This is a genomic window from Mucilaginibacter sp. AK015 (assembly GCF_014200785.1).
Classification (GTDB): Bacteria; Bacteroidota; Bacteroidia; order Sphingobacteriales; family Sphingobacteriaceae; genus Mucilaginibacter.
In genome coordinates this window covers 97027-110149 of record NZ_JACHCV010000004.1, presented here as the reverse complement: position 1 = coordinate 110149, position 13123 = coordinate 97027, and the positions used below count along the sequence as shown (strand labels likewise).

Here is a 13123-nt window from a genome sequence, read left to right as displayed (position 1 = left end):
CCCGCAGGTATAAATACGTGATTTACGGTATTTTTCAGAAACGTGCAGAAACTACTTTTATAGCTTTCTCTTAAAGTAAATCTTCAGGTTTTTGGCTAATATGTATAAATTAAAAGCTGCGTTACTACTGCTGCTTAGCATTATGCTCAGTAACGCTTTCGCGCAGGATAAGGTCCGGGTTGATTCGTTGACCAGGGTACTCAAAACCGCTAAATCCGATACCGTTAAAGCCAAGGCATACTATAACCTGATGATGGAGTATGTTGATGCTGATAGCGCCCTGGCCATCAAATATGCTAACCAGGGGATGGCACTCGCGGCCAAAAGCCATGCCGATAAGGTATTAGGCAATATTCAGAATAACCTCGGCGCATTCTATAATTTCAGGGGCGAGCGCCGGATAAGCGATTCGCTTATAAACCTGGCGCTTAAAATCCGTTTGCGCATAAAAGATAGTCTTGGCGCAGCCTACTCGCTCATGAACCTGGGGCACAATAACTACGATCAGAATAACTACGCAGCCGCCCTACGTTACTACACCCAGGCCGCCCGTATTCGCGAAAAGATACATGACAAAAAAGGGCTGGCCGGTTCGTATATATGGATCGGTAACGTGTATTACGAAGGTATCGTCAACTATCCGCGGGCATTAGAATACCATGGTAAGGCCCTGGCCATTTACAAAGAAATAAATGATGAGCTTGGCCAAAGCTACGCCTACTCTAACATGGCCAATGTATATATGGAGCAAAAGGATTACAACCGGTCTTTAAAGTATAATCTGCTTTCGCTTAAATTAAAGTTAAAACTAAATAATGTGCGGGGTATTGGCGTGCTGTACAACAATATCGGCAACATGTATTTTTACAGCGGTAAGGCCGATAAAGCCTTGCCGTACTATTATAAATCGTTAAAGATACGAGAAAGCCAGGACGATAAGGTAGGCGTAGGTACGTCGTATGTGAACATAGCCAATGTTTACTTAGGACGAAATGACCTGCCTAAGGCCGAAGACCTGCTGCTTAAAGCTATTAAGGTCGCTCAAGAAATTAATTTTAAGGCCGCGCTGCGCGATGGTTACTTGTCGCTGTTTACTGTTTATAACCTTAAAAAGGATTATCCTAAGGCTATTGAATACTTTAAGCTGCATACAGATTATAAAGATTCGACGATGAACGAGGCTTCGGCAAAGCAAATTGCCGAGATACAAACCAAATACGAAACCGAGAAGAAAGAGGAGCGCATAAATTTGCTCAATAAACAAACGCAGATACAACAATTAAAAATTGATAAGCGCAATACAACTATATTTATAATATGCTGTATATTTATTGTGATTGTGGCTTTTGGTTACCTATTTTATAACCGTTATCGTTTAAAGCAGGCGGCTATTTTGCAGGCCGAAGTTATGAAGCAGCAAGACATGGCTACCAAGGGTATCATAGCGGCTGAAGAAAATGAGCGCAGGCGGATAGCCGGCGACTTGCACGATGGGGTGGGCCAGCTATTATCAGCTACGCGAATGAATTTAGATACCTTGCTGGAACGATTGAAGCTATCTGATACAGAAAACCGCGAACTGGCCGACAAAACTATGGCCATGGTTGACGAAAGCTGCAAAGAGGTACGCACCATCGCTCACCAGATGATGCCGAACGTGCTGCTTAAACTGGGCTTAACATCCGCCCTGCGCGATTTTGTAAATAAGATAGACTCGCACAGGTTAAAAATAATGCTTGATGTATCCGGCCTGCAAAACAGGCTCGACAGCAGCGTGGAAATAGTGCTTTACAGGGTTGTACAAGAAACCGTAAATAATGTAATTAAGCACGCAAAAGCTTCATTGCTGGATATCCAGCTGCAAATGGAAGGGCACGAAGTATCAGTGACCATTGAGGATAACGGACGGGGATTTGATACAACTGACAGAGAAAAATTTGAAGGCATCGGGTTAAAAAATATTATTACCCGGGTTGAATATTTAAAGGGCACGGTTGATATTTCGTCATCGCCGGGCAAAGGTACACTGGTTGCTATTTTAATACCCCTAAACTGACATGGAAGCTGAAAAAAGGATTTTTATTGTTGATGATCACCAGATGGTTATTGATGGCCTGAGATTGATAATTGATACCATTAACGGATTTACAATAGTAGGCGAAAGCACCAGCGCAACCCAGGCCCTCGATTGCCTTACCGGCCTCAACACAGATATTTTACTTACCGATGTGAGCATGCCCGAAATGAGCGGTATCGAGCTTACCCGCCTGGTAAAAAAGAAATTTCCCAATATTAAAATAATTGCCCTGTCAATGTTCAGCGAAAGCCAGGTGGTGGCCGAAATGATAGATGCCGGTATATCGGGCTACATTCTAAAAAATACGGGCAAGCAGGAACTGATTGAAGCCCTAAACAAGGTATCATACGGGCAAAATTATTTTGGCCAGGATATTACCCTGCAACTCATGAAATCTTTTAAACGCAACCAGGACGAATCATCGCGTCTTACCGATCGGGAGATAGAGATCATACGAATGATAGAGCAGGATTTTGGCAACAAGCAGATCGCTGATATGCTTTTTATAAGCGAGCGCACAGTAGAGACCCACCGAAAGAACATCCTTCGGAAAACCAACACTCAAACGGTGGTGGGCCTACTAAAATATGCCTACGAACGCAAAATAATTTAAACATTTTTACAGTATTTTGCGGCTAATACGTAGTAAAATATGCCATTTTAACGTGATTGTGCGCGATTAAGGTATTTACCAACTTTGTCAATAACAAATAACTAAAAACAAAGTGATGAAAAAACTTAAGCATGCATTTATATTAACAATGCTAATTGCCGTAACCGCGGTTTCATGTAAGAAAGATGATGATGTAAAGGCATCAACAGGCTCGGTAACTGTAACCGCGGCTAATTATGGGTTCGATGGTGTTAACGGATCGAACTTTAAAAGCACCAAGGCAGCAATTGTACAGGTGGGCAACCTGTGGACACTTACCGCGATCAGAGACGGTGGTAACGAATCGATAACAATTGTATTGGGTAATGTTACCGCAGCAGGCACTTTTGATCTGGATGAGGACAACACAGATGGCAACGGCGCGGTGTTGTTAAAAGATTATACCAAAACAGCTGATCCCTTACTGAATTACAGCACTGGTTACAGCGCTACAGGCGGCATGAAAGGCGGGGGCCAGGTGAAAATTACCAAACTGACCGATACCGAAGCCGAAGGAGAGTTTTATATAGTTGCGCATACACAAGCCGGCAAAGAGGCTTTTGTAGAGCAGGGAAAATTTACAGGTAAAGTAACCAAACAATAAACCTCAACTAAATCTTAGCGAAAAAGGCCCCGAACCCCGGGGCCTTTTTTGTTATTTACTGTGCGAGAAAAGCCAGGGTATCAGTTGCGGTTCGGCAAAAGCGTCGTCCCAGCTGTTATGGTCGTCGTTTGGATAAACGGTAAACTTGGGGTCGCCGCCGGCGGCCTTAATAGCATCAACCATTACCTGCGAATGATCAAACGGCACCACGCTATCTTTTGCCCCATGAAATATCCACAGGGGCACTTTTTTAGCATATTTTTCGGCATTGTTTGTATTGTCTCCTCCGCAAATAGTAAAGGCGGCCGCAAATATCTTTGGCTTGCGCCTTAATATTTCAAATGTGCCCATACCGCCCATTGAAAGCCCGCCAACGTAAACCTGCTTATCATTAACATAGGGTTTATCAAGCAATTGGTCTACCAGGCCAAGCAGTGCGTTCATTGCCCGCGTTGGCTCGCCCCCCTCCTGAAAACGGAATATCCTTTTGCCCGAAGTGGTGTCGATATTTACATTTGACCAGTAACTGTCTTTCGGGCATTGCGGATAAACCACAATAGCCGGATAGTTCTGTCTTATCGTATCATTCAAAAATAACTTAGGGCCGTAAGCCAGCTGTGCTTCGTTATCGCTTCCGCGTTCACCTGCGCCGTGTAACACTAAAATAAGCGGGTATTTTTGCGTAGGATTGAATTTTTTGGGAAATAAAATGCGATAAGGCAGGGTGTCGGTTTTATGAACAAACAAGCCCCGGTCAAACGCCGAATTGGTTTGCGCCTGTACAAAAAAAGGCAATCCCAGGTACATGATACCCAGCATTGCCAGTATGGTTAATTTTTTTAAAGTCATATTATACGTTTAGTTCGGTGTGTGCCTATTAAACGTAAAATAACGAGTTTATATTTAGCCTGGATGAAATAATTGCATAAACAGCTGACAGTCAGTTATTTTTTTGCGAACGCCGGGCTCTGAAAATCCAGCTTTTTCAACCCTTGCTGAATTTCGGGGCAACCCATAAACAGGTTCCATAACAAGCCCGAACGGTAGTTTTCTATCATTACAACAATAGGCCCCTGATCGATAGCCAGGTACGATTTTGCATACCAGTTATGCGATTCGCTGAAGGCATCGGTAAAACCATATTCGCCCCATATTTTATCGCCCAGGTCGTAATAAAAATGGCGCAGCGCCTGCATAGAATACTCCGGCGTGTAAGGGAATGCCGATAGGGCGGCTGTTGGGGTTATCACGCCCAGGTCATTATTAGGTGCGTGCGCATTGTAGCCTTCGTAATTATCACTGGCGGTAAGGCCCCAGCAGTTTTCGCCATAGCCCTTAAACTTTTTAGGGTTATCAATGCAATACGCCCTGTTAATAAGGGTGTGGTTTACGTTTTGCTCCCAATAATCGGCGTATCGGTCTTTCAGCCCTTTGGGGTTTAAGCCCAGGAACGAATACTGCGAAAAAAACAGCGGCCCGCCATATGGGAAGCCCAATGGCAGTTTATAGCCGTAATAGGTATGCCCGTTCTTAAAAAAGTCGCTTTGTGCCCAGCCGCGGTGATAAACATCGGCGCTTACGGGGTAACGATCGGCTGATGCAGCCAGGATATAGGTGATCAGGCATTCGTTAAAGCCACGGATAGGGAAGTTCATCGCCCAGCCATTATTCGGGCTCCAGTGCCAGTAAAGGTTATCGCGGCCATCCCTGGTGTACCAATCCCACTCTACTTCGCCCCATATCCAGCTGATTACATCGCGTATGCGGCGTTCTTTTGCTGTGTTGGCGGCGTAGTATTGCTTGGCACATAAAAGGCCCTGAAGCAGGTATGCGGTTTCTACCAGGTCGCCGCCATCGTCTTTACGGCCAAAGCGTATGGTTTTACCGGTTGCACCGTTCATCCAGTGGGGAAACACCCCGTGATAAGCGTCGGCCCTGAACAAAAACTCTACTATTTTGAGCATCCGGTCTACAGACTGCTCATGGGTTATAAATTTACGATGGTCGGCTGCTATCATGGCCATAATGCCAAAACCCGTGCCGCCGGTGGTTACTACTTCGTCGCCATAATCAAAAGACCGGTTGCTGCGTTCGCGGGCAAGGCCACTAACCGGGTGGCCAAAATCCCAAAAGTAACGGAATGTTTGGCGCTGAACCACGTCTAAAAGGGCGCTGTCGCTCAGGTTTTTTATAATGCCCACCGGTTTTATCGCTCCGTCCATAACCGGCGCTTTTTTTTCGGGCGGATGGTTAAAGCCGCGTTTTTGCGCCATACCATTAATAGTAATAGTGGCTAAAAGTATAAAAGCTGATAAAAATATTTTTTTCATTAGTTAATAGATAAATGATGCTGCAGCGTATGCAACCATTAATAATCAGGAGATTACAAGGATGGCCCTGTAAATCCTAAGCCCTTCATCCCTGTTTTAATTTCGGGGCAGCTCATAAATAAATTCCACAACAGGCCGCTCCTGTAATTTTCTATCATTACAATTATCGGCCCCTGGTCAATAGCCAGATACGAATTTGCAAACCAGGGATTGTTGAGATCAAAGGCATCGTAAAACCCGTATTCGCCCCATAGTTTATCGCCCAGTTTGTAATAGAAGAAGCGAAGCGCTGCCATTGATTGTGATGGTGTATACGGCAGGGATGATATTGCTGCGGTGGGCGCTATAACGCCAACATCGTTTGTTGGAGAGCTTGCCGTATAACCGCTTTCAATATCGCTTGCAGTTAATCCCCAGCAATCAGCACTATAGCCGTAATAGTTTTTAGGGTTGGCAACGCAGTACTTATAATTGATAAGGCTGTGCGCTTTGTTTTGTTCTTCATAGTTGGCGTAGGCGTCTTCCAGTCCGTTGGGGTTAATTCCCAGGAAAGAATAATGTGCAAAGAACAACGGGCCACCTTGCGCGGGCCCTAAGGGAAGCTTTACCCCATAATAGGTATTGCCGTTCTTCATGCTGCCGTTGCCGGCCCAGCCATTATCGTAAACAGCTTTAGGTACCCCGTGTGTTGTTGATGATGCGGCCAGCACATAAGCTATCAGCCCTTCGTTCCAGCCGCTTATTTTCATGTTGATGGCCCAGCCGTTGCTTGGGCTCCAATGCCAGTATAAAACGTTTTGGTTGCCTTGCCTGAACCAGTCCCACTCTACGTTGTTCCAAAGGGTATTGATATCGGCGCGTAAGGTGCTTTCGTCCGTCCCGGCGCCGTTAAAATATTGGCGGGCGGTTAGTAGCCCCTGCATCAGGTACGAAGTTTCTATCAGGTCGGCGCCGTTGTCCTGAGCGCTAAAGGGCTGCACTGCTCCCGTAGCGCCGTTTAACCAGTGCGGAAAAGCCCCATGAAAGGTTGCGGCCTTCGTTTTTAAAAAGCCTACTATTTTTTGCATGCGTGCCAGGCCGTTCGCCCGGGTTATAAACCCGCGGTTAACACCAGCCACTAAAGCCATAATGCCAAAGCCCGAACCACCTGTGGTAACCACATCACCAGATGTATTCCGCTCGCGGGCGAGGCCGCTAACCGGATGGCCAAAATCATAAAAATATTTAAGCGTTTGCTTTTGCACCAGATCTAACAGTTGGTTATCAGATATGGCAGTGAATTTATCGGTAGAATCGATGCCGGTAGTAAGGTTAATGGTAAACGCAGATTGTAAGCTGCCGCCTTTGGCAGATTTAAGGCCCGTACTTACATCTACAGTGTATCGGGTAATAACATCCAGCGTGGGTTTTATAACAACCGTATTGTCGTCATCTTCGTAGGTGGCCGCATAGGTAACCGCCGCGCCTGCTTTACCCTTAATGGTTATTGAGGCAGGTACTGTTGTTTTATTCAACGCTGTTGAAAACGTGATCTTGATAACCGGCTTTTGGTTTACGTTGGTGTAAGTAAACCCATTGTTAAGGCCGTTGATCTTCAACCCACTGAAACTGAATGATGCAGGCGTTACGGGCTTAACCGGATCGGGGGTTGGGGTGTTGCCGCCTTTACTGCATGCAAATAACACAAGTAACAAGCTTATCCCCGCAAAAATCTTTAAATCTCTCATCATCTACGTTTAACTATGCAATAGCGTACAACTAAATTCCAAAAAAAGAGGCTGCCCGGCTATTAGCCGAACAACCTCATACTCAATCAAATGTTTACTTTCCTCGATTCTCCAGTTTAACAATAGTACCAACCTGGTCAGGGGTAAGCGCTTTGTTATATATGCGCACCTCGTCAAGCTGCCCAACAAGGTAGCTTGCCCAGTCCTGCTTTCCGGTTGCAGATGTCAGGCTTGGATCTGTTTGAAACTGTACGGTTCCGAATACCATTTTGCCTAAATTGGTGAAGTTGATATCGCCAAAGCCGTCAACTTTTTGCGTGGCTAATTTTGAGCCATTGGCATAAACAATAAAGGTTGATGTTTCGGCCGAATAGCTAACCGCCAGGTTTATCCATTTATCCCATGGCTTAACAACGGCGTAGTTTCCTAACCAGGCTTCTTTTGCACCGTTCCTAACGTGAATTTTCAGGTTGCCGCTTTCGGCAGTACCACCGTTTTCAAAAAACATGGTCATGTTGCCCCAAAACTCAGATGTGTTAGACATATCAACCACCCCTACTATGCCATTGGCATTTATGGGGGTATGCACCCAGCTCATTATAGTAAAGCTGTGCATATTTTTTACGGCCGCAGATGGTTCTACTAAAACGTATGAACTTAGAGCACCCTGCATAGCCTGGCCCTTAACCCCTTTGGCGAAAGCAGTACCTACGCCGGTTGCTTCGGTGTTTGATACGCTGTCGATAAGACTGCCGTTAAACGACCAATACCCTACCAGGCTTTCTGACGCTACCTGGTTAGCTGCGGTAAAGCCGCCAATACTTAAAGGTGGCGCATAGGTTGAAGGGTCGAACTTTTTTTGACATGATGACAACCCTACACTTACCAGCGCGGCTGTAACTATATAAATATTTAATTTTTTCATCTCCGTTGTTGTTTAAAAATCAATAGCCCGGGTTTTGAACAAGTACGCCAGAGCTCTGATCAATTTCTGATTGAGGTATTGGCCACACTTCGTTTTTATTGGCGGTCCATCCTTTAGGGCCAAAAATTTCAGCAGCCCGACCCTGACGGATCACATCGAAATAACGGTCGAACTCCATTGCAAGCTCTACATGTCTTTCATGCCAGATAGCCAGGCGCAAAGCATCTTTATCGGTAGTAGTAACCTTTGGCAATACAGCATTATTGCCTCCCCTTGCCCGTGCCCTAACTAATTCAAGGTCTGCTAAAGCTGTGGTAGCGTCGCCCAATTCGTTAGCCGCTTCAGCATTCATCAGTAAAACCTCGGCATAGCGTAAAACCCTTATGTTTTGTTGTGCACCTTCGTTGTAACCGCTAACATACATGCTAAAGGGGACATAAGACTTTTGGTTATACCTGGGGTTTGGGGCAGTGGGCGAAATTGCATCGCCTTCGGGAGTGGTTTCGCCGGCAAATATAATGGTTGCATCCTTACGCGGATCGCCCGGCTCATAAGCATCTTCAAGGCTTTTTGTGGGGATATTGAAACCCCAACCGCCGCCGGTTTGGCCCCTTACACCCTGAACCTGCGAATACTGGGAATTAGAAGCGTCGGGATTACCTGGTATTAAGGAAGCCTGTATCTCAAAAATCGATTCGGAATTATTCTCATTAGGAACCCTGAACAACTGTTCGTAATTAGGGAATAAGCTATAGCCCAAACCTTTAACCTGGTTGGTCAACGATAAAACATCGGCCCATTTTTGCTGATACATGGCAACTTTTGCATGTAAGGCCAATGCGGCGCCTTTAGTTGCACGCCCCACATCGTTGCCGGCATATGACTGCGGTAAACCGGCGGCGGCGTCTGTAAGGTCCTGCTCTATGGCTGCATAAACCTCGGCTTTGGGCGATTGCGGTAAATTATATTCGCTGGCATCTTTTGGCAAGTGCAAGCGCAGCGGCACATTGCCGAATGCACGCACAAGCCTGAAATAAGCGTACGCCCTAACGAATTTTGATTCGGCTATGTAGCGGTTTTTTAAGGTAGCATCCATATCAATGGTATCAATATGGTCCAATACCTGGTTACAAAGGTTAATGGTTTGATATCTGCCGTTCCAGAAGTCAGAAAGCTGGCCCTGGGTAGAGGTTACCTTGAACTGATCATACATGTTCATGAACGGCACAGAGCCGTCGGACGGGTCACTACCGGTTTCGGTATCATCAGACCCGAGGCTTTCTAACGCGATAGGTGCAAAGGCAACTTCTGTCCAGCCACGCAAGTTGGCATAGATAGAGTTTACAGCCTTGGTTGCATCGTCGCCGGTTTTCCAGAACTGGGTTGCCGCAGGCTGCCCCTGGGGCGGTACTTCTAAAAAGCTCTTTTTACAGCCTGTAACTGCTACTAAGGAAGCTAAGGCTAAAGCCATCGCGTTCCTGGCGTTTATATATTGATAAATTTTCATTTTGTTCTGATAATAAATTAAAAAGTAACATTAACACCAAAGTTGTAAGTAGCATACAGCGGGTACACGTTCACGTCTACTCCGGCTCTTGTGGGGCCACCACCAACTTCGGGGCTAAAGCCCTTATAGCTAAAAAAGTTGAAGGCGTTTTGCGCGTTGGCATACAACCTTACTTTGGCTATCTTAAGGCTGTTGGTAATTGCAGATGGAAGTGTATAACCCAACTGCAGGTTCCTGATCCTGAAATAGCTGCCATCCTCTACATAAAAAGAGTTTGAGCGGTTGTTTTGCCCGCCTGCTATGAAAGCTGACGGATAAGTATTTGAAGTACCTTCGCCATGCCAGCGATTGTTATAGAAATCCTGACTGAAGTTTTCTGTACCAAAACGAAGGCCAACGTTAGCATTATAGATCTGCACACCCGCCACTCCCTGGAAATCGGCGGTCAGATCAAACGATTTGTAGGCGAAATAGGTGTTAAAGCCGTATGTAAATTTAGGGTTAGGGTTACCCAGTACTACACGGTCCTTATCGTCAATTATACCATCGCCGTTGGTGTCCTGGTATTTAAAGTTTCCGGCTATCGCTTCCGGTTGAATCTTACCGCCCGCCTTATTTTTATAAGCGGCAACTTCGGCATCAGTTTGGAATATCCCTACCACTTTTAAACCATAAAACTGGCCAATTGGCTCGCCAACTACAGTACGGGTATTAAAGTTGTTAGACCCCGGTGTGCTTACCGCCTGGTAAATGGGGTTTCTGCCTGATGATACTTCTAATACCTTATTGTCATTTATACCGAGGTTACCACCTATGCTATAAGAAAAGTCGCTTCCTATTTTATCTTTCCAGCTTAAAAGGAACTCAAAGCCCTGGTTTTGGAATGTGGCCTGGTTACCAATTATCGAGCTGCCGCTGGTACCTAATGAACCTAAGATGGGAATATCGAATATTGCTTTTTCGGTTTTTTTGTTATAAAAATCCACCTCGGCAAATAACCTGTCGTTTAGTAACGACGCCTCGATACCTACGTCTGTACCAACGCCGCGTTCCCAATATGTAACCGGCGGGGTAATGGTATTTACGTTTGCGCCGGGGGCTGTATAACCATCAGGGCCTACGTATATAAACTGTGGTGTTTGGGTAACAGTGGTGATAGACAAGTTAGCAGGAACAGACATGTTACCTATTTTACCCCAGCTGCCGCGAAGTTTTAAACTGTTAAATACGTGCTGGTCTTTCATAAAGCTTTCTTCAGAAATTACCCAGCCTGCGCCAACAGAAGGGAAATAACCCCATTTATTTGGATCAGAGAATTTGGAAGAACCATCAGCACGCATGGTAGCGTTTAAAAGGTATTTATTTTTGAAAGAGTAATTTACCCTTGCAAAATACGAGCTTACCGTATTATAGAACGGATATCCGCCACCCGCATCAATATCTTTCAGGTTGTAGTTTTTCCCTTGCGATAGATAATAGCCGTTACCATTATCCGGAACATCTGTTGCCGAAGCAATGGTTTGATTATACCTGTATGATTGCGCGCCCTGGCCTACTAACACTTTAAGGTTATGATCGCCAAAGGTGTTGTCGTAGGTTAAGGTGTTTTCTATGATCCAGTTACGGGTTTTATTATCTGTTAAAGTAAGCAAGCTGTTACTGTTTTGCTGCGCTAACGTAGCCTGGTAAACCGGGGCATAATTAACAACTTGACCCTGGCCGAAATCGCCGCCTACACTGGTATGAAACGTAAAGTGATTAGCAAATTTAAGATCGGCGTAGGCGCTACCGTTAAGCCTGTAGTTTTTTGATCGTTGGCTAAAAAAGTCAAGCGTAACCTGCGGGTTGAACATCGCAGAACTTGTAACATTAAAATCATTCGGGTCGCCGTAGGTGCCGTCGGCATATCTAACCGGTGTAATAGGTACCGCAGCAAATATCTGGTGGAAAATTGAGCCGTCTATATCATGCGAGTTGTTCATTGAGCCGGCCACAGTATAGCCTATCTTCAATGCTTTCGAGATATCAAAATCGTTCTTTATCCTCATGGTGTACCGGTCAAAACTATTGGTTTCAACTGTGCCTTGCTGTTTAAGGTAACCAAATGATACACTGTAGGTTGATTTTTCGCCACCACCGTTTATAGATAGGTTATGGTTGTTTATAAGGCCGCTCCGCAATACCTGTTGTGCCCAATCTGTTGTGCCAAAACTGTTAGGGTCAGCATAACGCGGGGTTACACCGCTTCGCTCGTCCAGTTCGTTAACCAACGTAGCGTATTCAGGGCCTGTTGCCATTTTAAAGTCGTTTGTAACAACCTGTGTTCCTATAAAGCCATCGTAGCTGATTTTAGCCCCCGAATTTTTGGTGCCTTTTTTGGTAGTAATTAAGATTACACCATTAGCAGCACGTATGCCGTAAATAGCTTCGGATGATGCGTCTTTTAAAACGCTGATACTTTCGATGTCATTAGGGTTTAAGAAGCTGATATCTTCATTCCATACACCATCAACAACATATAACGGATTTGCATTACCATAAATAGTCCCGGCTCCCCTTATGCGCACAGTTGGCGAAGCGCCAGGCGCTCCGGAGTTGGTTATCTGCACACCTGCTACCTTGCCCTGTAGCGAACTAATGGGGTTAATAGAAGATTGCTTAGAAATTTCCGAGCCCTTAATTTGCGCCACCGAGCCGGTAACATCAATTTTGCGTTGGGTGCCGTAACCTACAACCACTACGCCCTGCAACTCGTTGGTTGTGGGTTGCAGTTTGATATCTAAGGTTGTTTGGCCGGTTATTGCAATATCCTGGGTGGTGTAACCTATATAGGATACCTGCAAGGTAGCATTAGACGCCGCGCTTAACTGGAACGCGCCGTTAACATCTGTTTGGGTGCCTGTTGTTGTACCCTTTACGCCAACGGTTACGCCAATAAGCGCTTCGCCGGTTTTGGCATCGGTAACCTTACCTTTTATGGTAACGTTTTGTGCAAACACAGCGGTCGACAAAAAAGTGAACAATAGCAATAACCCTGAGATTGAGTAAATTCTCTTCATAGTGGTTAATTAATTTTAAAGTACTGGTTAATTGGTTTTTGTAGCCTCGAAGTTGTGCAGATATTACAATTTAAGCAAATAATGTAACTCTACATTAATACATCAGCACCAAATTACTTTCACAAAATTTTTAAGAAGATTATTTAACGTGCTGAAATACTGATGTTTAATATCGCATAGTGTAACGCCTACATACTACAAAAGCAAGGCGAAGAAGGATGCACAACTTTTTAATTATGAGA

9 protein-coding genes are annotated in these 13123 nt (G+C 45.1%); 3 read left to right on the top strand and 6 right to left on the bottom strand.

From position 1 onward, the window contains the following. The first annotated feature begins 100 nt into the window (after positions 1-100). From HDC91_RS15420 to HDC91_RS15410, 3 genes are all read left to right on the top strand, one after another. Entirely contained in the window at positions 101-2056 is a 1956-nt protein-coding gene (locus tag HDC91_RS15420) for a sensor histidine kinase (protein ID WP_221262203.1), read from the top strand. A gap of 1 nt (position 2057) precedes the next feature. Further along, positions 2058-2690, top strand: a complete 633-nt coding sequence (locus HDC91_RS15415; protein WP_183553678.1) for a response regulator transcription factor — start codon at positions 2058-2060, stop codon at positions 2688-2690. A gap of 115 nt (positions 2691-2805) precedes the next feature. Then, entirely contained in the window at positions 2806-3333 is a 528-nt protein-coding gene (locus HDC91_RS15410) for a hypothetical protein (protein ID WP_162429833.1), read from the top strand. A 51-nt stretch (positions 3334-3384) separates the two neighbouring features. On the opposite strand, the gene HDC91_RS15405 is transcribed toward HDC91_RS15410, so the two are convergent. From HDC91_RS15405 to HDC91_RS15380, 6 genes are all read right to left on the bottom strand, one after another. Further along, entirely contained in the window at positions 3385-4182 is a 798-nt protein-coding gene (locus HDC91_RS15405) for a prolyl oligopeptidase family serine peptidase (protein WP_183553676.1), read from the bottom strand. A 95-nt stretch (positions 4183-4277) separates the two neighbouring features. Beyond that, entirely contained in the window at positions 4278-5663 is a 1386-nt protein-coding gene (locus HDC91_RS15400) for a glucoamylase family protein (protein ID WP_255476747.1), read from the bottom strand. Between the two features lie 53 nt (positions 5664-5716). Further along, positions 5717-7393 carry a glucoamylase family protein gene (locus tag HDC91_RS15395; RefSeq protein ID WP_255476746.1) on the bottom strand — a complete coding sequence of 559 codons (1677 nt, stop codon included), beginning with the start codon at positions 7391-7393 and terminating at the stop codon, positions 5717-5719. Between the two features lie 91 nt (positions 7394-7484). After that, positions 7485-8315: a LamG domain-containing protein gene (locus HDC91_RS15390; protein ID WP_162429830.1), complete on the bottom strand. Its 831-nt coding sequence runs from the start codon at positions 8313-8315 to the stop codon at positions 7485-7487. Positions 8316-8334: 19 nt separating this feature from the next. After that, positions 8335-9822: a RagB/SusD family nutrient uptake outer membrane protein gene (locus HDC91_RS15385; protein WP_183553674.1), complete on the bottom strand. Its 1488-nt coding sequence runs from the start codon at positions 9820-9822 to the stop codon at positions 8335-8337. Positions 9823-9839: 17 nt separating this feature from the next. Beyond that, positions 9840-12881 (bottom strand): TonB-dependent receptor, encoded by a 3042-nt coding sequence (locus HDC91_RS15380; protein WP_183553672.1) that lies wholly within the window; start codon positions 12879-12881, stop codon positions 9840-9842. Between the last annotated feature and the right edge of the window lie 242 nt (positions 12882-13123).

Excerpts from the sequence above, each read along its gene's own strand:
- HDC91_RS15420 (WP_221262203.1), top strand. The coding sequence starts at position 101 with ATGTATAAATTAAAAGCTGCGTTACTACTGCTGCTTAGCATTATGCTC.
- HDC91_RS15415 (WP_183553678.1), top strand. The coding sequence starts at position 2,058 with ATGGAAGCTGAAAAAAGGATTTTTATTGTTGATGATCACCAGATGGTT.
- HDC91_RS15410 (WP_162429833.1), top strand. The coding sequence starts at position 2,806 with ATGAAAAAACTTAAGCATGCATTTATATTAACAATGCTAATTGCCGTA.
- HDC91_RS15405 (WP_183553676.1), bottom strand. The coding sequence starts at position 4,182 with ATGACTTTAAAAAAATTAACCATACTGGCAATGCTGGGTATCATGTAC.
- HDC91_RS15400 (WP_255476747.1), bottom strand. The coding sequence starts at position 5,663 with ATGAAAAAAATATTTTTATCAGCTTTTATACTTTTAGCCACTATTACT.
- HDC91_RS15395 (WP_255476746.1), bottom strand. The coding sequence starts at position 7,393 with ATGATGAGAGATTTAAAGATTTTTGCGGGGATAAGCTTGTTACTTGTG.
- HDC91_RS15390 (WP_162429830.1), bottom strand. The coding sequence starts at position 8,315 with ATGAAAAAATTAAATATTTATATAGTTACAGCCGCGCTGGTAAGTGTA.
- HDC91_RS15385 (WP_183553674.1), bottom strand. The coding sequence starts at position 9,822 with ATGAAAATTTATCAATATATAAACGCCAGGAACGCGATGGCTTTAGCC.
- HDC91_RS15380 (WP_183553672.1), bottom strand. The coding sequence starts at position 12,881 with ATGAAGAGAATTTACTCAATCTCAGGGTTATTGCTATTGTTCACTTTT.